At 69.6% G+C, this 21,972-nt stretch carries 20 protein-coding genes; 9 read left to right on the plus strand and 11 right to left on the minus strand.

The window, feature by feature from the left end; genetic code table 11:
* Window positions 1-196 (plus strand): hypothetical protein (locus tag ACFTXQ_RS23435; RefSeq protein WP_382643766.1); only part of this gene is annotated, 196 nt, incomplete at its 5' end.
* A gap of 199 nt (window positions 197-395) precedes the next feature.
* Here ACFTXQ_RS23435 and ACFTXQ_RS23440 read toward each other — a convergent pair.
* The 7 genes from ACFTXQ_RS23440 to ACFTXQ_RS23470 all read right to left on the minus strand — a co-directional run bounded on the left by ACFTXQ_RS23440 (window position 396) and on the right by ACFTXQ_RS23470 (window position 6,373).
* Window positions 396-1,787, minus strand: a complete 1,392-nt coding sequence (locus ACFTXQ_RS23440; protein WP_382643768.1) for a nucleobase:cation symporter-2 family protein — start codon at window positions 1,785-1,787, stop codon at window positions 396-398.
* A gap of 369 nt (window positions 1,788-2,156) precedes the next feature.
* Window positions 2,157-3,560 (minus strand): 8-oxoguanine deaminase, encoded by a 1,404-nt coding sequence (locus ACFTXQ_RS23445; RefSeq protein ID WP_382643770.1) that lies wholly within the window; start codon window positions 3,558-3,560, stop codon window positions 2,157-2,159.
* Window positions 3,561-3,751: 191 nt separating this feature from the next.
* Window positions 3,752-4,675 carry a factor-independent urate hydroxylase gene (gene pucL / locus ACFTXQ_RS23450; protein ID WP_382643772.1) on the minus strand — a complete coding sequence of 308 codons (924 nt, stop codon included), beginning with the start codon at window positions 4,673-4,675 and terminating at the stop codon, window positions 3,752-3,754.
* A gap of 1 nt (window position 4,676) precedes the next feature.
* Window positions 4,677-5,066 (minus strand): hydroxyisourate hydrolase, encoded by a 390-nt coding sequence (uraH, locus tag ACFTXQ_RS23455; RefSeq protein WP_382643774.1) that lies wholly within the window; start codon window positions 5,064-5,066, stop codon window positions 4,677-4,679.
* Window positions 5,067-5,068: 2 nt separating this feature from the next.
* Entirely contained in the window at window positions 5,069-5,575 is a 507-nt protein-coding gene (gene uraD / locus ACFTXQ_RS23460; protein ID WP_382643777.1) for a 2-oxo-4-hydroxy-4-carboxy-5-ureidoimidazoline decarboxylase, read from the minus strand.
* Window positions 5,576-5,741: 166 nt separating this feature from the next.
* The gene (locus ACFTXQ_RS23465) at window positions 5,742-6,125 is read right to left on the minus strand and encodes a helix-turn-helix domain-containing protein (protein ID WP_382643779.1); all 384 of its coding nucleotides are present in this window, start codon (window positions 6,123-6,125) and stop codon (window positions 5,742-5,744) included.
* Entirely contained in the window at window positions 6,122-6,373 is a 252-nt protein-coding gene (locus tag ACFTXQ_RS23470) for a thiamine-binding protein (RefSeq protein ID WP_382643781.1), read from the minus strand. The genes ACFTXQ_RS23465 and ACFTXQ_RS23470 overlap by 4 nt, the downstream gene beginning before the upstream one ends.
* Before the next feature lie 126 nt (window positions 6,374-6,499).
* On the opposite strand from ACFTXQ_RS23470, the gene ACFTXQ_RS23475 reads away from it, so the two are divergent.
* The 5 genes from ACFTXQ_RS23475 (at window position 6,500) to ACFTXQ_RS23495 (ending at window position 13,103) form a co-directional block, all read left to right on the plus strand.
* Window positions 6,500-7,333, plus strand: coding sequence for a TIM barrel protein (locus ACFTXQ_RS23475; protein ID WP_382643783.1), 834 nt, complete (start codon window positions 6,500-6,502; stop codon window positions 7,331-7,333).
* A 75-nt stretch (window positions 7,334-7,408) separates the two neighbouring features.
* Window positions 7,409-8,299 carry a 2-hydroxy-3-oxopropionate reductase gene (locus ACFTXQ_RS23480; RefSeq protein ID WP_382643785.1) on the plus strand — a complete coding sequence of 297 codons (891 nt, stop codon included), beginning with the start codon at window positions 7,409-7,411 and terminating at the stop codon, window positions 8,297-8,299.
* Window positions 8,300-8,525: 226 nt separating this feature from the next.
* Entirely contained in the window at window positions 8,526-9,983 is a 1,458-nt protein-coding gene (locus tag ACFTXQ_RS23485) for a catalase (RefSeq protein ID WP_382643787.1), read from the plus strand.
* A 487-nt stretch (window positions 9,984-10,470) separates the two neighbouring features.
* The gene (locus tag ACFTXQ_RS23490) at window positions 10,471-10,947 is read left to right on the plus strand and encodes a hypothetical protein (RefSeq protein ID WP_382643789.1); all 477 of its coding nucleotides are present in this window, start codon (window positions 10,471-10,473) and stop codon (window positions 10,945-10,947) included.
* A gap of 74 nt (window positions 10,948-11,021) precedes the next feature.
* Window positions 11,022-13,103, plus strand: coding sequence for a tetratricopeptide repeat protein (locus tag ACFTXQ_RS23495; protein ID WP_382643791.1), 2,082 nt, complete (start codon window positions 11,022-11,024; stop codon window positions 13,101-13,103).
* An 82-nt stretch (window positions 13,104-13,185) separates the two neighbouring features.
* Here ACFTXQ_RS23495 and gcl read toward each other — a convergent pair whose 3' ends face one another.
* The gene (gene gcl, locus ACFTXQ_RS23500; protein ID WP_382643793.1) at window positions 13,186-14,973 is read right to left on the minus strand and encodes a glyoxylate carboligase; all 1,788 of its coding nucleotides are present in this window, start codon (window positions 14,971-14,973) and stop codon (window positions 13,186-13,188) included.
* 268 nt (window positions 14,974-15,241) lie between these two features.
* Here gcl and ACFTXQ_RS23505 point away from each other — a divergent pair, with 268 nt between their 5' ends.
* Both ACFTXQ_RS23505 and ACFTXQ_RS23510 read left to right on the plus strand, forming a co-directional pair.
* Entirely contained in the window at window positions 15,242-16,075 is an 834-nt protein-coding gene (locus ACFTXQ_RS23505; RefSeq protein WP_382643795.1) for a hypothetical protein, read from the plus strand.
* Between the two features lie 88 nt (window positions 16,076-16,163).
* Window positions 16,164-16,652 (plus strand): glutathione peroxidase, encoded by a 489-nt coding sequence (locus ACFTXQ_RS23510; RefSeq protein ID WP_382643796.1) that lies wholly within the window; start codon window positions 16,164-16,166, stop codon window positions 16,650-16,652.
* Window positions 16,653-16,833: 181 nt separating this feature from the next.
* Here ACFTXQ_RS23510 and ACFTXQ_RS23515 read toward each other — a convergent pair whose 3' ends face one another.
* Both ACFTXQ_RS23515 and ACFTXQ_RS23520 read right to left on the minus strand, forming a co-directional pair.
* Window positions 16,834-18,375, minus strand: a complete 1,542-nt coding sequence (locus ACFTXQ_RS23515; protein ID WP_382643798.1) for an AMP-binding protein — start codon at window positions 18,373-18,375, stop codon at window positions 16,834-16,836.
* 104 nt (window positions 18,376-18,479) lie between these two features.
* Complete coding sequence (locus tag ACFTXQ_RS23520) at window positions 18,480-19,646, minus strand: winged helix DNA-binding domain-containing protein (RefSeq protein ID WP_382643800.1); 1,167 nt, start codon at window positions 19,644-19,646, stop codon at window positions 18,480-18,482.
* A gap of 149 nt (window positions 19,647-19,795) precedes the next feature.
* On the opposite strand from ACFTXQ_RS23520, the gene ACFTXQ_RS23525 reads away from it, so the two are divergent.
* Window positions 19,796-20,965, plus strand: coding sequence for a magnesium and cobalt transport protein CorA (locus ACFTXQ_RS23525; RefSeq protein ID WP_382643802.1), 1,170 nt, complete (start codon window positions 19,796-19,798; stop codon window positions 20,963-20,965).
* A gap of 230 nt (window positions 20,966-21,195) precedes the next feature.
* Here the strand turns inward: ACFTXQ_RS23525 and ACFTXQ_RS23530 are convergent, their stop codons facing one another.
* Window positions 21,196-21,693, minus strand: coding sequence for a hypothetical protein (locus ACFTXQ_RS23530; protein ID WP_382643804.1), 498 nt, complete (start codon window positions 21,691-21,693; stop codon window positions 21,196-21,198).
* Between the last annotated feature and the right edge of the window lie 279 nt (window positions 21,694-21,972).

Genomic DNA, 21,972 nt, shown 5'->3' on the forward strand with positions numbered 1-21,972 from the left:
CGGCCGGCTGCCAATTGCTGCGCCGAACATGATCACGATGCTGCTCCCGATCCCGGCGCCCCCGAAGATCCCCATCCCCCTGCCCCCCATCCCGAAGATCCCCCTCCCCATCCCGATCCCGAAGCCTCCGAAGATTCCGCTCCCCATCCCCATCCCGCTGCCCCCGCTCCCGATTCCGCTCCCCTGGCCCTTCTGATCGCCTACGGCGAGGTCCTGAGAGCGACCGCGAGCGCAACGGCAGCACCCCCGGGGCGGGCACCCGCAAGGGCGCCCGCCCCGGGGGCGGAAACGACGGCGCGGCGGTGCGCACGCCACACCCGCAGTGGGTGGCGTGCGCACCGCCGCGATCGTTCAGGCGGCTACGGCCCGGCCGGCCTGGCCGGGCCGTGCCCGGGTCAGTGCACCGGCACCGGCTCCGCGCCGGCCGCAGAGCCCGCACCCTTCCTGGCACCGAGGTGGTTGAAGCCGAGATTGAGCAGGATCGCCACCACGCAGCCGGTGCTGATGCCGGAGTCGAGGACGACGAGGAGGTCCTTCGGGAAGGCGTGGTAGAAGTCCGGCGCGGCGATCGGGATCAGGCCGATGCCGACCGAAGCGGCGACGATCAGAGCGTTCTCGCCCTTCTCCATGGCCGCGCCCGCCAGGGTCTGGATGCCGCTGGCCGCGACAGAACCGAAGAGGACGATGCCCGCGCCGCCGAGGACCGGCAGCGGGACCACACCGATGACCGAGGCCGCCATCGGGCACAGGCCCAGCAGGATCAGGATGCCGCCGCCGGCCGCGACGACGAACCGGCTGCGCACCTTGGTCATGGCGACGAGCCCGATGTTCTGGGCGAAGGCGCTGCACATGAAGCCGTTGAACAGCGGGCTGAGCGCGCTGCCGAGGGTGTCCGCGCGCAGACCGCCCTCGATGGTCTTCGCGTCCGCAGGGCGGCCCACGATCTTGCCCAGCGCCAGGATGTCGGCGGTGGACTCGGTCATGCAGACGAGCATGACGATGCACATCGAGATGATGGCCGCGACCTGGAACTGCGGGGCGCCGAAGTGGAACGGGGTCGGGAAGCCGACCACCGAGGCGTTCTTCACGGCGTCGAAGTTGGTCATGCCCAGCGGCAGGGCGATGAGCGTGCCGGCGACCAGGCCCAGCAGGATCGATATCTGCTGGAGGAAGCCGCGCAGGAACTTGCGCATCAACAGGACGATGACGAGCGTGACGGCGGCCATGCCGATGTTCTTCATCGAGCCGTAGTCGGTCGCGGTGCGGTTCCCGCCCTGCGACCAGTTGAAGGCGACGGGCAGGAGCGAGACGCCGATCAGGGTGATGACCGTGCCCGTGACGACCGGCGGGAAGAACCGGACGAGCTTGCCGAAGTAGGGGGCTGCGAAGAACCCGAGGACTCCGGCGACGATGATCGCGCCGAAGATGATGGGGATGGCGTTGTCCCCCTCACCCTTGCCGATGGCGATCATCGGGGTCACACCGGCGAAGGAGACGCCGTTGACGAAGGGGAGCTTGGCGCCGATCTTCCAGAACCCGAGGGTCTGGAGGAGGGTGGCGAGCCCTGCGGTGAAGAGCGAGGCGCCCATCAGGAAGGCTGTCTCGGTGGCGGAGAGCCCGACGGCCGGGCCGACGATCATGGGCGGGGCTACGACACCCGCGTACATGGCGGCCACGTGCTGGAGACCGCTCGTGAACATTTTCAGCGGAGGCAGGGTCTCGTCGACCGGGTGCTTCTCCTCCGGTACTGCGACTGCATCTTTGCGAAACCTGGGCGTTGAGGCCACGGCTTCCTCCGGTCGGTTAAACACGTCGGCAGGGACGTGGGTGTCATGGAGGTGCTACGAAAGCTGTGCGAGTCGAGCCTGTATGGAGTTGTGGGTGGTGCGAATGCTTGTCCCAAGGGGTGCAGAAACGATTCGCCCAAACCGATTCCGCGGTGTGTCGTCGCCAGATCCGAAGCTGGCGGTGCCGTGGCAGTGGCGCGAGGTGATCGCTGCGCATCATGCGCATCACATGGCTGGCACGAGTAACCGCCCCCGGGCGCGCCCTCGGATGATCCTCAGGCGCTTCCCGGGAACGGCTGCCGACGGACCCCGCTCGGGTCCGCGGCTTACCGGCCGGGGGCCGTCCCCCCCGGCCGGACTCCGTGGGGGTCAGGCCTGCGCGGAGATCCGCGCGAGGCGCTGGGCCTCTTCCCGCGTGGACACGGCGATGGCGTCCTCGTCGGCGAAGAGCAGTCGGTTGTTCTCGACGATCTGCTTGCCGTTGACGAACGAGGCGGTCACCGGGGCGGCCGCACCGAAGACCAGCGCGGTGACCGGGTCGGCGATCGAGGAGTGCAGGAAGGTGTTCAGGTTCCAGAGCACCAGGTCGGCGCACTTGCCGACCTCGAGCGAGCCGATGTTGTCGGCGCGGCCGAGGACCTGGGCGCCACCGTAGGTGCCGAGGCGCAGGGCCTGGCGCGCGTTGAGCGCGGCCTCGCGGTGGACCGGGTTCAGGCGGTTGATCAGCAGCGCGTTGCGCAGCTCGGTGTGCAGCTCACCGGACTCGTTGGAGGCGGTGCCGTCCACGCCGAGGCCGACCGGGACGCCGGCGGCCAGCATGTCCGGGACGCGGGCGATGCCGGCGGCCAGACGGGCGTTGGAGGACGGGCAGTGCGCGACACCGGTCTTGGTACGGGCGAAGGCGGCGATGTCGGAGTCGTTCATGTGGACGCTGTGCGCCATCCACACGTCCTCGCCGAGCCAGCCGGTCGACTCGAAGTAGTCGGTCGGGCCCATGCCGAAGAGCTCGTGGCAGAACTTCTCTTCCTCGACGGTCTCCGAGCCGTGCGTGTGCATGCGCACACCCAGGCGGCGGGCCAGCTCGGCGCCCTGCTTCAGCAGCTCGGTGGAGACCGAGAAGGGGGAGCACGGGGCGACGGCGACCTGGGTCATCGCGTCGAAGGAGGCGTCATGGTACTTCTTCACGGTCGCCTCGGTGTCCGCGAGGGCACCCTCGAGGGTCTCGACCGCGTGGTCCGGCGGCAGGCCGCCGTCCTTCTCGCTGCGGTCCATGGAACCGCGGGCGAGGGTGAAGCGGACACCCATCTCGGAGGCGGCGCGGATGATCGAGCCGGAGAGGTCGCCCGCACCCTTGGGGTAGACGTAGTGGTGGTCCATCGCGGTGGTGACACCGCCACGGGCCATCGCCGCGAGGGAGCCCTGGGCGGCCGTGTACGTCATCTGCTCGTCGATGCGCGCCCACGTCGGGTACAGCGCGACGAGCCAGTTGAAGAGGTTGTGGTCGGTGGCCAGGCCACGCGTGATCCACTGGTAGAAGTGGTGGTGCGTGTTGACCAGACCGGGGGTCACGAGGTGCCCGGTGCCGTCGATGCGGCGGACTACGTTCTCGAGGTTCTCGGGGGCCTTGCCCGCGCCGATGGACTCGATCTTGTTGCCGGCGATGACGATGTGACCCGAGGCGTACTCGGTGTCGTTCGCGTCGACGGTCGCGATCGCACAGTTTTCGATGACGATGCGCTCTACGGCGCTGTCATGGGCTGCCGATGCTGCCATGGGACTTCCTCGTGCTTTCAGTGGCGGTGCGGGCACGGCAAAACCCAGGGGATTTGAGTGCCGGAGCCGGGGGCCTTGACAGCTGACAGTACTGCCGCCCCGTATGTTGCGTCCGGGTGCCGATTCAGGAAGTTGGGGGGTGTGTCGCGCCCCGGGGCCACTGCGGAGCCCCGGGACGCGCGTGCCGCGCTTTAGAGGTTGGTCATGTCCACGGGGATACGGGCGTCGACGCCGTCCCGGAGAACAGTGGCCTCGATCAGACCGTACGGGCGGTCCGCGGCGAAGTAGACCTCGTTGTCGTTCTTGAGGCCGAACGGCTCAAGGTCGACGAGGAAGTGGTGCTTGTTCGGGAGCGAGAAGCGGACCTCGTCGATCTCCGAACGGTGGTTGATGATGCGCGAACCCATCTGGTACAGGGTCTGCTGCAGCGACAGGGAGTAGGTCTCCGCGAAGGCCTGAAGCATGTGCTTCTTGGTCTCGGCGTAGGACTTCTCCCAGTTGGGCATCCGCTGCTCGTCGTCGGTCCAGTTGAAGCGCCAGCGACCCGACACCTGGGTGGCCAGGATGCGGTCGTACGCCTCCTGCAGGGTCGTGTACTTGTCCTTCACGTAACCCCAGAACTCGGAGTTCGTGGAGTTCATGACGATCAGGTCCTTGAGGCCGGAGATGACCTCCCAGTTCTGACCGTCGTACGTGATCTGGGTGACGCGGGTCTCCATGCCCTTGCGGACGAAGGAGTGGTTCACCTCGTCGGCGCCGATGAACTTGGAGTTGGCGTCCGAGGTGGCGATCCGGTCCCAGGCGTACTCTTCGATCCGGATGCGCGCGCGCTGGATCGGCTCCTGGCTGTTGACGAACCAGCGCGCCAGGTGGATGCCGAACTGCTCGGCGGACTCGATGCCGTACTCCTTGGCGAACGCGTACACCGTGTTCTTGGTGGTGTCCGTCGGCAGGACGTTGGCGTTCGAGCCGGAGTAGTGGACGTCGTCCATGTCGCCGGAGAGGGCGACCGAGACGTTCAGGTCCTTGATGTGGTGCGTGTCGCCGTCCCGCGTGATCTTGACGACGCGGTTCTCTGCTTTGCCGTACTGGTTCTGGCCCAGAATCGTGGCCATGCTAGCTCCCTCGGTAAACGGAGTAGCCGAACGGGTTGAGCAGCAGCGGTACGTGGTAGTGCTCGCCCGGGTTCACCGCGAAGGTGATGGTGACCTCGGGGAAGAACGAACCGCTGTCCCTTACGCGGGGGGCGTCCTGCTGCGCCTCGGCTTGCTTCTTTGCGAAGTACGTCTCGGTCTCGAAGTCGAGACGCACGTGTGTGGTGCCCTCCGGCAGGGCCGGCAGGTCCTTGCAGCGCCCGTCGGCGTCGGTGGCGGAGCCGCCCAGGGCCGCCCACTCGCCGTCGAGGCCCGTACGGGCCGACAGTGCGATGGCGACGCCCTCGGCGGGCTTGCCGATGCTGGTGTCCAGGATGTGCGTGGACACCGACGCGGTGGTCTCGGTGCTCATGCTCACTCTCCCTCTACGAGTCGGGTCAGGCGGATCTTGTTGATCTTGACAAGCTCACCGCGAGCGATCTCTCGCTCCTGCTCCGGCGAGTTGTCGATCCGGACCTTGACCGCGTCCCGCATGAACTCACCGGTCGCACCGGTGGCGCAGATGAGGAAGACGTGGCCGAACTTCTCCTGATACGCCAGGTTCAGTTCGAGGAGCTCGTTCTTGAGCTCCTCCGAGGCACCGGCCATGCCACGCTGCTCGCGGGCGGAGGTCGGGTCTCCCGGCTTCGGCCGGCCGATCGGCGCGTGGCCTCCCATCGCTTCGCCCAGGTCCTCCGCGGTGAGCTCCGCCATGGCGGACTCGTTCGCGGCGAACAGGGACTCGGCGCTGGTGAAGGGGCGCTGGGCGAGCAGCTTGCTGCCCCATGCCGAACTGGCGCACACCTCGTGCAGCTCGGCCGTGGCCGCGCTGTCGTCCAAGGCGTTGAACCGGGTGAGACCCGGGGTCGGACTCGAAGTCACGGTAGGCCTCCGTGGCCTGTTGTTGCTTTGACGGGCTGCGCATAGCTAACGCCCTCGACAACACGGCGTCAACACTTTGTTGAAACTTCCCGTACACAAAAGCCGCCGCCCGGATGAATTGGGCGGCGGCTCGTCACCGTGAGTCAGGCTGCGTTCACTCTTGGCTTCACTCTTGGGCGGTCTTGTTGGGATTTTCCCGGTTGAGGTAGTTGTAAACCGTGAAGCGGCTTACACCCAGGGCGCCCGCGACCGTTTCCACGCCATGCCGCACGGAGAAGGCGCCTCGCGCCTCCAGTATCCGTACGACGTCCTGCTTGGACTTCCGGTCGAGCTGGGACAACGGTACGCCGTGCCGGCGCTCCAGCGCGGCCAGGATGTGGTCCAGCGAGTCCGAGAGCTGGGGCAGGCGCACGGCCAGCAGGTCCTGGCCCTCCCAGCTGAGCACGACGTCGTCGGGCTGCGCCAGGGCCGGATCCATCAGCTCGCCGCCCATGGCGTCCACCAGCGGCTTGACCGCGGTGACGAAGGGGTGGTCGCGGGGTTCGGTCACGGCGTCTCCTCCCCGAGCACATTGACCTGGAGGGACACCCGCGTGGCACCGGCCTCCAGGGAGTCGCGCAGCAGCGCGCCCACCGCGGCGATCACCCGTTCGGCATCGCCTTCCGCGGTGTTGCCGAACGGGCCGACGTCCACCGCGTCCAGCTGGGCCTTCTGGATGACCTCGCGAGCGGCCACGGCATGGGCAGGGGCCTCTTCGAGATCGAAGGGCTCGGTCGTGAACTCCACTCTCAATCGCACGCTGGCCAAGCTACCCGGCGGTCGGGGCTTTTCGGGAGTCCGTACTTGACAGCCGCGCAAACCTCCATGCAGTCTTCCATCAAGCAGAAACTAACTTCCGCAATACGGAAGGAGCGCACACCCCTCATGGGATACACGGACCAGCGCTTCGATGTAAACCTTTCGATCCTCTTCACGGAACTCCCGCTCCTGGAGCGTCCCGCGGCTGCCGCCGCGGCCGGCTTCACGGCGGTCGAGCTGTGGTGGCCCTGGATCGAGACCCCCACCCCCGCCCAGGAGGAGCTCGACGCCCTCAAGAAGGCTCTTGAGGACGCCGGCACCCAGCTGGTGGGCCTGAACTTCTACGCCGGCCAGCTGCCGGGCCCGGACCGCGGTGCGGTCTCGGTTCCCGGTGAGGAGTCGGAGCGCTTCCGCGCCAACGTCGACATCGCGGCGGACTTCGCCCAGTCGGTGGGCTGCAAGGCGCTGAACGCCCTCTACGGCAACCGCGTCGAGGGTGTGGACCCGGCGGTCCAGGACGAGCTCGCCCTGGAGAACCTCGTCGTGGCGGCCCGCGCTGCGGACCGCGTCGGCGCGATCCTCCTGATCGAGACCCTGAACAAGCCCGAGTCGCCGCTCTACCCGCTGGTGAGCGCCCCCGCCGGCATCGAGATCGTGGACAAGGTCAACGCGGCCACCGGTCTCGGGAACGCCAAGTTCCTGCTCGACCTGTACCACCTGGCGATGAACGATGAGGACCTCTCCGAGGTCATCGAAAAGTACGCCGCCAAGACCGGCCACGTCCAGATCGCGGACAAGCCCGGCCGTGGTGCCCCCGGCACCGGCGAGCTGCCCCTCGAGGAGCTGCTCGACCAGCTGAAGAAGGCCGGATACGCGGGCTACGTAGGCCTGGAGTACAAGGCCGCCGACGCTGCCGCGTCCTTCGAGTGGCTGCCGGCCGAGGCCCGCGCCGCCAAGTAAGAGGACAAAGTCCGGGCGATCGGCCAGGCACCTCACGCACTTTTCGTACGAAGCATTAAGAGAAGGACCCTCATCATGAGCAACCTCCCCAAGATCGCGTGGATCGGTCTCGGCATCATGGGCTCCCCCATGGCCGAGAACCTCCTGAAGGCCGGCTACTCGGTCACCGGCTTCACCCTGGAGCAGGACAAGCTGGAGCGCCTGGCCGCCGCCGGCGGTACCGCTGCCGGCTCGATCGCCGAGGCCGTCAAGGACGCCGACGTCATCATCACGATGGTGCCCGCCTCCCCGCAGGTCGAGGCCATCTCCTACGGTGAGAACGGCATCCTCGAGAACGCCAAGTCCGGCGCGCTGATCATCGACATGTCGTCGATCACCCCGCAGACCTCGATCGACCTGGCGAAGAACGCCGCCGAGAAGGGCATCCGCGTCATCGACGCCCCGGTGTCCGGCGGCGAGGCCGGCGCCATCGAGGCCGTCCTGTCGATCATGGTGGGTGGCGAGCAGGCCGACTTCGACGCGGCCCTGCCGATCCTCGAGGCCCTCGGCAAGGTCATCGTCCTGTGCGGTCCGCACGGCTCCGGCCAGACGGTGAAGGCCGCCAACCAGCTCATCGTCGCGGTGAACATCCAGGCGTGCGCCGAGGCCGTCGTCTTCCTCGAGAAGTCCGGCGTGAACCTGCAGGCCGCCCTGGACGTCCTCAACGGCGGTCTGGCCGGCTCCACGGTCCTGACCCGCAAGAAGGACAACTTCCTGAACCGCGACTTCAAGCCCGGTTTCCGGATCGACCTGCACCACAAGGACATGGGCATCGTCACCGACGCCGCCCGCAACGTCGGTGCCGCCCTTCCGGTCGGCGCGGTCGTCGCCCAGCTGGTCGCCTCGCTGCGCGCCCAGGGTGACGGCGGTCTGGACCACTCCGCGCTGCTCCGCGCGGTCGAGCGCCTCTCCGGCGCCCAGATCTGATCCACCGCGGCCCGCTCCCCCGGGCCGCCTCCCCCCTCACGGGGGCCTGAGTTTCCGGATGGTGCCGGTGCTGACACCTGTCCTGTCGCGCCCAAGCGCCGGCACCGTCCGGATTACCTCTCTCCATCTTTGTTCAACAAACTGTTGACGTTTAGTTCTCGCCGAAATTAGGCTCCGCATGGCGGAAGACACTTTCCGTCAGCAGTTACCCGTACGGAAGGTCACCATGTCGAAGCGCACGCTGACGACCGAGTCCGGCGCCCCGGTCGCCGACAACCAGAACTCCGCCACCGCCGGCGTCGGTGGCCCGCTCCTGGTCCAGGACCAGCAGCTCCTTGAGAAGCTTGCCCGCTTCAACCGTGAGCGCATCCCGGAGCGTGTGGTGCACGCCCGCGGCTCGGCCGCGTACGGCTACTTCGAGGTGACCGACGACGTCACCGCGTACACCAGCGCCGCCTTCCTGAACACGGTCGGCAAGAAGACCGAGACCTTCCTGCGGTTCTCCACCGTGGCCGACTCGCTGGGTGGCGCGGACGCGGTCCGCGACCCGCGCGGCTTCGCGCTGAAGTTCTACACCGAAGAGGGCAACTACGACCTCGTCGGCAACAACACCCCGGTGTTCTTCATCAAGGACCCGATCAAGTTCCCCGACTTCATCCACTCCCAGAAGCGCGACCCCTTCACGGGCAAGCAGGAGCCGGACAACGTCTGGGACTTCTGGGCGCACGCCCCCGAGGCGACGCACCAGATCACCTGGCTCATGGGTGACCGCGGTATCCCGGCGTCGTACCGTCACATGAACGGTTACGGCTCCCACACGTACCAGTGGACCAACGAGCAGGGCGAGGCCTTCTTCGTCAAGTACCACTTCAAGACGAACCAGGGCATCCGCTGCCTGTCGGGCGACCAGGCCGCCGAGCTCGTCGGCAAGGACGCCAACTCGCACCAGACCGACCTGCTCCAGGCGATCGAGCGCGGTGTGAACCCGAGCTGGACCCTCTACGTCCAGATCATGCCCGCCGCCGAGGCCGCGGACTACCGCTTCAACCCGTTCGACCTCACCAAGGTGTGGCCGCACAGCGACTACCCGCTGCAGCGCGTGGGCCGCCTGGTCCTCGACCGCAACCCGGACAACGTCTTCGCCGAGGTCGAGCAGTCCGCCTTCTCCCCGAACAACTTCGTCCCGGGCATCACCGCCTCGCCGGACAAGATGCTCCAGGGCCGCCTCTTCGCGTACGCCGACGCCCAGCGCTACCGCCTCGGTGTGAACCACACCCAGCTGCCGGTCAACGCCCCGAAGGCGACGAAGGCCGACAACTACGGCCGCGACGGCGTCATGGCGCTGCGCAACGGTTCGCGCAGCGACAAGAACTACGAGCCCAACTCGTACCAGGGCCCGGCCGAGACCGGTCTCGCGCTCGGCGCCCCGAAGGCCGTCTCCGGCTACACGGGTACCCACGCGGCCCCGGCCCACACCAAGGACGACGACTTCTTCCAGGCCGGTGAGCTCTACCGCCTGATGTCGGAGGCCGAGAAGCAGCGTCTGGTGGCGAACATCGCCGGCGGCCTGTCTCAGGTCACCCTCGAGGACGTCATCGAGAAGAACCTGGCTCACTTCCACGCCGCGGACGCCGACTACGGCCGCCGCGTCGAGGAGGCCGTGCGCGCCCTGCGCGACGCCTGAGCCGCATGAACGTACCGGGGGCCTGACGGGAGGTCAGGCCCCGGGTACCAGCCCGAGCTGCTTACCCGGATGAGGGGTGGTACGCAGTGAGGGCAGGACGAGGACCGTGGCGGGTGAGCGAGCCAGTGCGGTGGTAATGGGTTCCGAGGCCCGTCTCTTGACCTGAGGGAGACGACGCCGGAGTTCTCGTCGCCCGCTCGCCACGGTCCCAGCCACTCCTCTATATACAGGGGCCACGCACAGAGTCCCCTGTATATGGAGGAGCACACCTCCCCAACCGACTCCGCCCGGCGGTGCGAACGTCCTGTCGCGCCAGCCTCGCTCCGTCGGGCGGTAACAACCAGAGCGCCGAGTCACGGACGGTCCCGTGACTCGGCGCTTTGTCATGTCCGGATGGCCGCGCGGGCCCTTCGGGGCAGGCCCTTCGGGAGGGCTTCGGCGATAGACTCCTCAAGATCGTCGATGATCCGTTCGGAGGGGGCGACTCATGCTGCCGGAAGCACTGTTGGCATTGGCCACGGCTGGAGGAACGGCGGTGGTGCAAGCCGCCGGCACGGACGCCTGGGAGGGTTTCCGCGCACGGGTGGCCGGCTGGTTCGGGCGGGGGGACACCGACCGGGCGAGCGGGGAACTGGTACGGCTGGACCGGAGCGCGTCCGAGCTCGCCGCGGCCGGCCCCGACGCGGGCGGGGAACGGGCCCGGATCCGCGAGGAAGCCATGTGGCAGGCCCGCTTCGAGGGGCTGCTGGAGAGCCTCCCGGACGACCAGCGCGACCGGGCCGCCGAGGAGCTGCGCGCACTGCTCGACGCGCCCGGGGCACCCGGGGTGTCGGCCGGCGACGCCGGACTGGCCGTCGGCGGGGACCTGCACGTCAGGGCCGACCACGGGTCGATCGCCGCCGCGGTGATCAACGGAGGTGCCCACCTCAGCCCCCCTCCCCCGCCGGCTCCGTCCCAGGGCTGAACGGACCGGCTACCGAGAGCCCCCTTCCCACCGGACCCGCGCACCCCTACACCGTCCAGGCCGGGCACTACGGCATGGCCGTCGGCCGGGCGGACCACGTCTCGTACCACGCCGCCTCGCGCGCTCCCGCGGCCTTCCCGCTGCTGGTGGGCACGATCCCCGGTGCCGCGCGCTGCTTCCGGCGCCGGGCCTCGCTGGACGGCGGCTCCGGGCCGCTGGTCGGCACGGCCGGCACCGGCAAGACCCAGCAGGCCGCGCACCTCGCCCGTACGGCGTGGGACGAAGGCCGCCTCGACCTGCTCGTGTGGGTCACGGCCGCCGACCGCGAGGCGGTGGTCGCCGGCTACGCGCAGGCCATCGCCGAGATCACCGGATCCGACAGCACTTCGCCCGAGCGGGCCGCGCAGGCGTTCCTCGCGTGGCTGCGGCCCGACGCCGGGAGCCCGCGGCGGCGTTGGCTGGTCGTACTGGACGGCGTGGCCGACCCCGACGACGTACGCGGCCTGTGGCCCCCCGAGCACCCCGACGGGCAGACCCTCGTCACCACCAGGCGCCGGGACATCGCGCAGCCGGGGCCGGCCCGGGCCGTGGTACGCGTGGAGGGGTTCACCGCGGCCGAGGCCACGGCGTACCTCCGCGAGCTCCTGGCCGCGAGCGGGCGCGACGGGCGGCCCGAGGAGCTGGAGGGGCTGGCCCAGGAGCTGGGCCTGCTGCCGCTGGCGCTGTCCCAGGCCGTGACCCACCTCGTGCGGGAGGGCCTCGACTGCGCCGAGTACGGCCGCCTGTTGAGCCGGGATGGTGGGAGGCCACTCGCCGAGCTCGTGCCCGGTCCCGGTGCGCTGCCGGACGGCCAGCTCTTCGGCGTGCACGAGGCGTGGCTGCCGTCGCTGGAACGGGCCGACCGGATGTCACCGGCAGGACTGGCACTCCCCCTGATGGAACTGGCGGCCCTGCTCCCGTCCGAGGGAGCACCCGAGGCCGTCTTCACCGGCACGGCCGCCATGCGTCACCTGGAGCAGCACCGTACGGCGCCTTCCGCCGACACGAACGGGAACGGGCTCCGCCCCGAGGACGTGACGGCAGCGCTCCGGGCCCTGGACCGCCTGGGCCTGATCGGCTACGTGCCGGCGGATCCGCACCGCTCCGTACGGGTGCATCCGGTCCTCCAGCGGGTGACCCGCGAGGCGGTACCCGCGCACCGTGCCGGGAAGCTCGCGTGGACCGTCGGCTCGATGCTGGTGGACGCGGCCGACCGGTACCAGGACGATCCCGGTTTCGGGCCGGTCCTGGTGGCCTGCGCCGATGGACTGCGGCGTCATGCCGAGTCCGCCCTGTGGACCACCGCCCGCCGCTACTCCTCGAGCGCCTCGCTGGACAGCCTCTTCGCCGACGACTCGCCCCTCGGCGTGCACCCGCTGCTCTTCCGCGTCGGCGAGTTCCTGGGAACGGCGGGCGGGGGCGGGGCCGAGGCCGCCCGGCGCCACTTCGAGCGGCTGGCGGACGAGGCCCTGCGCCGCCAGGGACCGGAGTCCACCGTCCTCCACGGGGCCCGTGAGCGCGTCGCGCACTGGCAGGGCGAGTGTGGGGACGCGGCCGGTGCCGCGGCGGCGTACGCGGCGATCCTCGCCGGTCAGCTCCGCGTCCTCGGCGCCGGGCACGAAGGCACCCTCACCACGCGGGCCGCCCTGGGGTACTGGCGCGGCCGGGCGGGGGACGCGGCCGGGGCGGCCGCGGCCTACGCCGAACTGATCCCGCTCCAGCAGCACCGGTACGGGCCGACGTATCCGGGCGTCTTCGAGAACCGCGCGCTGCTCGCGCGCCATCAGGGGGAGTCGGGGGACGCGTACGGAGCCGCCCTCGCCTACCAGGCCCTGCTGAACGACCTGCTGCGGCACCTGGGCACGCCGGGCGGGCCCACGCTCCCGAGGGAGACCTTCCTGGGGCTGGTGGTGACGCGCCCCAACTGGTTCGACGTCTTCGGCGCGCACTACGGCCACGCGCACTGGCGCGGCCGGGCCGGGGACGCGGCGGGGGCCGCGACCTCCTTGACCCATCTGCTGGCCGAGCAGGTACGGGTGCTCGGGCCCGACCATCCCGACACCGAGGCGACCCGCCGGGAGCTGGCCCTCTGGGCGCAGTACGCGCGGGACCGATAGGGCGGCGCGGGGCGAACGCGGAACGGCCCCCGTCCCTCCTCGCGGAGGGGCAGGGGCCGCCGTGTGCTGCTACTGCGGTGGATCAGACCTGGAGGGCCTTGATCGCGGTCGGGGCGTGGCCCGGCTCGGTCGCGAGCTCTTCGAACTCGGTGACGTCGCTCATGTCGACCGTCTTGCTCATCGCGATGTTGGTGATGCGCTCCAGGATGGCCTCGACGACGACCGGGACCTGGAACTCCTGCGCCAGCTTCTTGGCCTCCTCGAAGGCCTCGCCCAGCTTGTCCGGGTCGGTGACCCGGATGGCCTTGACGCCCAGGCCCTCGGCGACCTTGACGTGGTCGACGCCGTAGACGCCGATCTCCGGGGTGTTGATGTTCTCGAACTCGAGGTTGACCTCGAAGTTGATGCCCAGGTTGCCCTGCGCCTGGCGGATCAGGCCCAGGTAGGCGTTGTTCACGAGGACGTGGACGTAGGGGACCTTGTGCTGGGCGGCGACCGCCAGCTCCTCGATCATGAACTGGAAGTCGTAGTCGCCGGAGAGCGCGACGACCGGGACGTCGGGCTGCGCGGTGGCGGCACCGATGGCGGCCGGGATGGTCCAGCCGAGCGGGCCGGCCTGGCCGCAGTTGACCCAGTGGCGCGGCTTGTAGACGTGCAGGAACTGCGCGGCCGCGATCTGGGAGAGACCGATGGTGGTGACGTAGCGGGTCTCCGGGCCGAACGCCTTGTTCATCTCCTCGTAGACGCGCTGCGGCTTCATGGGGATGTTCTCGAAGTGCGTACGGCGCTGCAGGGTGGCCTTGCGCTCCTGCGCGGAGGCGGCCCAGGCGGAGAAGTCCGGCAGCTTGCCCTCGGCCTTCCACTCCTTCGCGACCTCGATGAAGAGCTCCAGCGCGACCTTGGCGTCGGAGGCGATGCCGAAGTCCGGGGCGAAGATCTTGCCGATCTGGGTGGGCTCGATGTCGACGTGGACGAACTTGCGGCCCTTGGTGTAGGCGTCCATGTTGTAACCGGTGTGACGGTTCGCCCAGCGGTTACCGATACCGATGACGGTGTCCGACTCCAGGAAGGTCGCGTTACCGTAGCGGTGGGCGGTCTGCACGCCGACCATGCCGGCGGCCAGCTCGTGGTCGTCCGGGATGGTGCCCCAGCCCATCAGGGTGGAGATGACCGGGATGCCCGTCAGCTCGGCGAACTCGACCAGCAGGTCGGAAGCGTCGGCGTTGATGATGCCGCCACCGGCGACGATCAGCGGACGCTCCGCCTCCAGCAGGAAGCCCAGGGCCTTCTCGGCCTGCGCGCGGCTGGCCTGCGGCTTGTAGACCGGCAGCGGGGTGTAGGTCGCGGGGTCGAACTCGATCTCGGTCAGCTGGACGTCGATCGGCAGGTCGATGAGGACCGGGCCCGGACGGCCGGAGCGCATCAGGTGGAAGGCCTGCTGGAAGACACCGGGGACCTGCGCGGCCTCCAGGACCGTGGTGGCGGCCTTGGTGACGGGCTTGGCGATGGTGGCGATGTCGACGGCCTGGAAGTCCTCCTTGTGGAGCTTCGAGACCGGGGCCTGACCGGTGATGCAGAGGATCGGGATCGAGTCCGCGATCGCCGAGTACAGGCCGGTGATCATGTCGGTGCCGGCCGGACCCGAGGTACCGATGCAGACGCCGATGTTGCCCGCCTGGGCACGGGTGTACCCCTCGGCCATGTGGGACGCGCCCTCGACGTGGCGGGCGAGCGTGTGGCTGATGCCGCCCACGTTCTTGAGCTCGCGGTAGAAGGGGTTGATCGCAGCACCGGGCACGCCGAACGCTTGTTCGACACCCTCGAGCTTGAGGATCTCAACTGCAGCGGCAGCGGCTGTCATACGAGGCATCAGGTTCTCCTGCGGGTCTGGCGGTCAGACTTTTTCCGTCATCCGGAAGTTTTGTTCTGCTATACGGAACAAGCTAAGCGGCAGCCAGGCGCACGTCAAGGCGATGCGTCACCTCGGAACCCACCAAATGCCGCATCTCATTCGACGAGTTGCACAAATGTCCGGGAGTGGAGGGGCGGATCGGCGTGAATCCGCGGGCGCACTCGCCCCGGCGGTGGCAGGTGGTGGAGCATGGACCCACGCACAGCGACGAGGGGGTCCAGGTCTCATGGCGGAAGCGGTACCGGTGCGCTGCCCGGCGTGCCTGCGCGAGAACGGCTACACCGCCCCGGTCTTCCCCTGCGCCTGCGGGAGCCCGGTGCGCCCGCCGCTGGACCTGGCGGCGCCGCCCGTACCGCTGACCCACCGGACCTGGTCGGACAGCTGGGTGGCGGTGCGCTGCGGGGCCTGCGGGCGGGAGAGCGAGTGGCCGCATCCGGAGCTGGGGTGCGGGTCGTGCGGGACGGTGGTGCGGCTGCCGGTGCACCCGGTGGACGCGGGTGCGGGTACGGGTACGGGTGCCTCCGCGGAGCCGGGGCGTCCTGGGCCTCCGGAAGGACCGGCCCGCCCGGCCGTCGGGGGTGAGGGCGGGTCGGAGGCCCGGAGCGAGGCCCGGTCCGGCGCCCCCGACGCCCGGCCGGCGCACATACCGCTCCCGCCGACCGCGCCGGTGCCGCGCCCGGCCTTCCGGCCCGTGACCATCCGTACCGCCCGGGACGCGGTGGCCACCGCCGCGCTGTACCTGCGCTGGCTCGGCTTCCAGGACGTACGGCAGCCCGACGGGCGCCCGATCCCCTCGGCGGCCGTGGACCTGCGGGCCCCTGGGCTGGTGGCGCAGGTGGACCCGACCACGGCGCCGGCCGGGCTGCGGGCGGTGGAGTGCGTCTGGCTGAACGGACTCACGGCCTCCGCGACCAGCGTCTACTTCTCCCTGGCCGGATATACGGAGGACGCCCGCACCCGCGCGGACGACCTGGGGATACCCCTCTTCGTCATGGACCTCACGGGCATGCCGCAGCCGGTCAACGACCCGGCGGACGAGCTGATCGGTCTGGGGGCGTAGCGGGCGACGGCCCGGCATCACGATCGCCTACGCTCGGAGGCGTTATCCGCTGCTTGCCAGCCGTTGCCCTTCCTGCCAGGAGAGCCCGATGAGCCTGTACGACATCCCGCTGACCACCCTGTCCGACGAGCCCACCAGCCTCGGGGCCCACAAGGGCAAGGCGATCCTGCTGGTGAACACCGCCTCGCAGTGCGGGCTCACCCCGCAGTACTCGGGACTGGCCCGCCTGCAGTTCAAGTACGAGGAGAAGGGCTTCACCGTCATCGGTGTGCCGTGCAACCAGTTCGGCGGGCAGGAGCCCGGCAACGCCGAGGACATCCAGACGTTCTGCGCGGCCGGCTTCGGCGTCACCTTCCCGATGTTGGAGAAGTCCGAGGTCAACGGTGAGAACCGGCACCCCCTCTACCAGGAGCTCGTGAAGGTCCCGGACGCGGAGGGCGAGGCCGGGGACATCCAGTGGAACTTCGAGAAGTTCCTGATCTCCCCCGCCGGCGAGGTCGTGGCCCGCTTCCGCCCGCGCACCGAGCCCGAGTCCCCCGAGGTCATCGCCGCGATCGAGGCGCACCTGCCCGCGTAGGGCGGACCCGTACGACACCGCCCGGCGCGGTTCGCGCCGGGCGCGGGCGCACGGAGGCGTGGAGGTGTGGAGGTCTGGCGGCGGCCCGGGCGCCCGGGTCCGCCGACGCCGGCCGGGCGGCGGCCCGGGCCTGCCGGCCGCTGCGGGGCCCGCCCCCCACGCCCCCGTACGGCGCCGGGCGTCAGTTGACCCCGCGGTCCAGGCCGGTCCAGTACGGTTCCCGCAGCTTGAACTTCTGGATCTTGCCGGTGGCCGTGCGCGGAATGGCCTCGCGGAACTCCACGCTCGTCGGAGCCTTGTAGCCGGCCATCCGCTGCTTGCAGTGGGCGATGATGTCGGCCTCCTGCGCCGTCGCGCCCTCGGCGAGGACCACGAGGGCCTTGATCGTCTCGCCCCACTTCTCGTCCGGCACGCCGATGACGGCGACCTCCGCGACCGCCGGATGGCTGAAGATCGTGTCCTCCACTTCGATCGACGACACGTTCTCGCCGCCCGTGATGATCACGTCCTTCTTCCGGTCGGAGATCGTCAGGTGGCCGTCCGCCTCGTCCAGCGTGCCGCCGTCGCCCGTGTGGAACCAGCCGTCCTTCAGCGCCGCCGAGGTCTCCTCGGGCTTGTCCCAGTAACCGTCGAGCACGACGTTCGAGCGGGCCAGGACCTCGCCGGAGCCGGACACCTTCAGCTTGACCCCGAGCGCCGGCAGCCCCGCCCGGGACAGCCTGCGCGCCCGCTCCTCGGCGGGCAGTGCGGCGTCCTCGGGCCGGGCCCGGTTGAAGGTGAGCAGGGGCGAGGTCTCGGTCAGGCCGTAGATCTGCGTGAACTCCCAGCCCAGCTCCTCCCCCACCCGCTGGATCGTCCTGCTCGGCGGCGGGGCCCCGGCGCAGACGATCCGTACGCGGTCGCGGCCCGGGATCTCGCCCTCCCAATCGGCCGCCGCGTCGAGCACCGCGTTCCACACCGCGGGCGCACCGCACATCAGCGTGACCCCGTGTTCGTCGACGCGGCGCAGGATCTCGGCGCCGTCGACCTTGCGCAACACCACCTGCTTCACGCCGAGTCCGGCCATCACGTACGGCATTCCCCAGCCGTTGCAGTGGAACATCGGGAGCGTGTGCATGTAGACGTCGCGCTCCCACACGCGGGTGTGCAGCCCGAAGGTGAGGCCGTTGACCCAGATGTTGCGGTGCGTCAGCTGCACGCCCTTGGGGCGGGCGGTGGTGCCCGAGGTGTAGTTGATCGTGGCGGTGGCGTCCTCGTCCGGGCGGGACCAGGGGCGCGGCTCGATGCCGAACCGCATCAGCTCGGTGTCGGTCTGCGCGCCCAGGACGAACCGGTGGCGTGCCGTGATGCCGGCGAGTGCCTCCTCCAGCTCGGGGTCGACGAGCAGGACGGAGGCCCCGCTCTGGCGCACCACGTACTCGATCTCCTCGGGCTTGAGGCGGAAGTTGACGGGTACGCAGATCCGCCCGCTCATCGGCACGGCGAACAGCAGCTCCAGCATGCGCGCCGAGTTGTGGCTGACGACCGCCACGCGCTCGCCCTCCCCGACACCGAGCGCGTCGAAGCCCGCCTGCCACGCCCGTACGCGCTCGCCGAGCCGGCCGTACGTCGACTCGGGTACGGGCGGCCCGGGTTGGTTCGGCTCGTCGACGACACCGGGGCTGGAGGCGAAGCCCAGCTCCGCCCGGTCGAGGAAGTCCGTGACGGTCATCGGAATCCGCATTGCTCTCTCCTGTATCGGTGCGGCGACTTCAGGGGGGTGACGAGTAGCGACTGACGAGTAACGAATGAATGCCCGCAGTCTGACACGGACGGGCCGCGACGGCGTCAGCGGCGAATCGACCCGAAGCGAACGGAGCCCCGCCTCCCGGGCTCACCCCCCGAACCGCCTCCGGAACCGTCATCGGAACCGCCCTCGGAACCATCCTGGGAACCGTCCATCGCAGAGATCATCAACTCCCCCTCGGCGACGATCTCCTCCTTCCGCGCGGCCGAAACCTCCCCGAACAGCTCCACGGTGACCACCCCCGCCTCTTCCCTCCAGAGGCCCGCGAGGAAGCCGTCGACGAGCAGGGTGCGGTGGGCCTGGTTCCCCGTCCAGCTACGCCCCTTGGCCTCCGGGGGGACCACTCGGCTGCGGTCGGCGTGCGAGAGGAGGAGGTTGTCGAATTCGGGGAGGAAGCGGGGCGGCGCCGGTGTCTGCGCGTCGGGACGCGGGGCGTCGGGCAGGTCGAAGAGCTCCACCCCGTTCTCGTCCCGGAAGACGGCCAGGCCGGGGCGCAGCCGCTCGAAGGCCTCGCGCAGTCGGGTCAGTCCGGCCCAGACCTGCATGTCCTTGACGGAGGCGGGTCCGAAGGCGGCGAGGTAGCGCAGGACGACCTCGTCCACGGGCTGCGGTGCCTGCGCGGCGGGCCGTCCCAGCCAGTGCTCGAGGGTGGTCAGGCGCACCTGTCCGCTGCGCCCCCACACCCCGCGGGGCGTGACCTGGACCAGCGGCAGCCGGCAGCGGGCGGCGACGGACAGCGCCTGCGGGTCGGCGCCGGGCCAGTGCCCGAGCAGTTCCTCGCGGATCTCCCCCATGGTGCGCGGCTCGCTCTCGACGAAGGCGCGGGCGCGCTCGGAGAGCCGGTCCAGGTCCACCCCGACGAGGCCCTTGCGGAAGTGGTTCACCTCCCGGTCGCGGGCGGGCTGGACGAGCGGGCGCAGGGTCAGCGCGTCGTGCGCGGTGTGGGTGTGGATCGTCGAGCGCATGGTGACCATCCGGACCACCTCGCGGGACTCCATGAGCCCGGCCAGCTCGGCGGGACGGAACGCGGCGAGGCGGGCGTGGAGCTGGTAGTACGGGGGCTTCACGTTCTGCGCCTGGAGCCCGAGGAGGTGCCCGACGGCGTCCACGGCGGACATCTCGGCGCGGGTGAGGAGCAGCTGGCGGGCGAGCGTGGCACGGTTCAGCGACCGGTTGTCGAGTACGGCATGCGTTGACCTGGAGACCATACGAGCAAGCTAGCCGCCCTTGCGGACAAGGCCTGTCCGCAACTCGGCCGACTCCCGGCCGTCAGCGCCCCCGACGCCGCTTTCTCCCCTATATCCTGCCCATTGCCCATAAACAGACGTTCGACCGTTCGACCGGGAGCTGACCTGCGATGTCGGAGCGCCCAGACCGCCGCACCCCGCCGTCCGCCGCGAAGCGCGCGGGGTGGCGCCGCCCCGGCTCCCCGGCCGCCACGCCCCCGGCGGGCGGGCAGCCACCCGCCCCGCACCCCGCACCGGCCGCCCCCGCTCCCCCGAACCACCGCAGCGTGATCGACTCGGCCGTCTACCGCGACGGCCGCCGGATCGCCTCCCCCGCCACCCTGTCGGACACCTTCCGCCGGCTGCGCGAGGAGCCGGACGGCATGGCCTGGATCGGCCTGCACCGCCCAACGGAGCCCGAACTGCACTCCCTGGCAGCCGAGTTCAACCTCCACGAACTCGCCGTCGAGGACGCCCTGGAGGCCCACCAGCGCCCCAAGCTGGAGCGCTACGGCGACACCCTCTTCGTGGTCCTGCGCGCGGCCCGCTACCTCGACGCCCAAGAGGAGGTCGACTTCGGCGAACTCCACGTCTTCGTCGGCCCGGACTTCCTGATCACGGTCCGCCACGGCGGCGCCCCGGACCTCTCCGCCGTCCGCCGCCGCATGGAGGGCACCCCGGAACTCCTCTCCCTCGGCCCCGAGGCCGCCCTGTACGCCATCCTCGACGCGGTGGTCGACGGCTACGCCCCGGTCGTCGAGGGCGTCCAGACCGACATCGACGAGATCGAGACGGAGGTCTTCCGCGGCGACCCGGCCGTCTCCCGCCGCATCTACGAACTCTCCCGCGAAATGGTCGAGTTCCAGCGCGCCACCCGCCCCCTGGTCGGCATGCTCCACGGCCTGATGGCGGGCTTCGCGAAATACGGCACGGACGAGGAACTCCAGCGCTACCTCCGCGACGTGGCCGACCACGTCACCCACACCAGCGAACGCGTCGACGGCTTCCGCCAGGCCCTCACCGAAATCCTGACGGTCAACGCCACCCTGGTCTCCCAACAACAGAACGCCGAAATGCGCGCCCTGGCCGAAGCCGGCTTCGAACAGAACGAGGAGATCAAGAAGATCTCCGCCTGGGCCGCAATTCTCTTTGCACCCACACTCGTTGGCACCATCTACGGCATGAACTTCGACTCCATGCCGGAACTGGGCTGGAGCTTTGGATACCCCTTCGCGGTTGGCTTGATGGGGATGGTTTGCGTAAGTTTGTACGTAATTTTCAAGCGTCGAGACTGGCTATAAAGGGCGGCTGACCCCTCTCACGCAGCACGGGTCTGCGCCTTCGTCTCGCCCTGCTTACTACTCAACAGCTCGCTGGTCACCCTCGCCGACTCCGAAGCGGATCACAAACAGTGACATTGGCTTCTGAGCGGAGCCACCCCACCACCGCTCTGTGCGACCTCCTGATTGTGGCGACGAGTAGCGTTCAGGTCAGCCCGGGTGCTGGCAGAACGGATCCGCACGGGAGATCCTCAGTCAATGGTGAAGCCCCAGAAGATGCCGACTTCCTTGGCGGAGACAGCGAATACACCACAATCCATTACGTGGTTGGTGAAGCCCTCATAAGCACCCTCGCGACGGAACATATCGGCATGGGGATCCTCTCGCGCCGTCACCTCATTGGTAAAGAACAGCGCGTCTTCTCCGAATCTTTCCAGGATCGTTCTCGCGTGCGAGATCAGCTCGGCCTCTCGCGCATCGAAATCCGGAATGTCCTCTGTTTGGAACCACTCACCCTGGAGAGTGACCAGGATTTGTTCGGCGCCCCTCCTGGACACAGGGAAGGCCCTGCTGAAGTCTCCTGGCGTGACGGCACTGAACGGGCTGTCCGGGCCGGTGCCGTAATCGCCCCCTCCCGGTGCCGCGGCAACCTTCGACCAGCCACGCGGATCGTCCGTCCGCCGCTGCATGACGTCGAGGGCGTCCAGGCGCCAGTCATCGCGCCGCCGCGCCCCCACGGCCGCGAACATGCCCTCCCCGAAGAGGGCCCGCAGGGAACGGCTCCACAAGGTGGCGTCAATCCGAGTCACGGGCCTTACCCCAGTTCTCCAAGTGCGCACCACCGGTGCTGGGTCTTGTCGGTGGGCATGGAAGTGAGAACGACGAACGGCGGGTGGCTCCCCGGGTTGGGTCTCAGAACGACCCACACATGGTCACGTCACGCGCGGCGGTGTCGCCCCGGTCCCACGGCCTTCCCACGACGTCGTTCGTCGCCAGGAGGAGTGAGCGTGACGAGTTGGGTCCAGGGT

It is taken from the genome of Streptomyces sp. NPDC057010 (genome assembly GCF_042673805.1).
Taxonomy (GTDB): domain Bacteria; phylum Actinomycetota; class Actinomycetes; order Streptomycetales; family Streptomycetaceae; genus Streptomyces.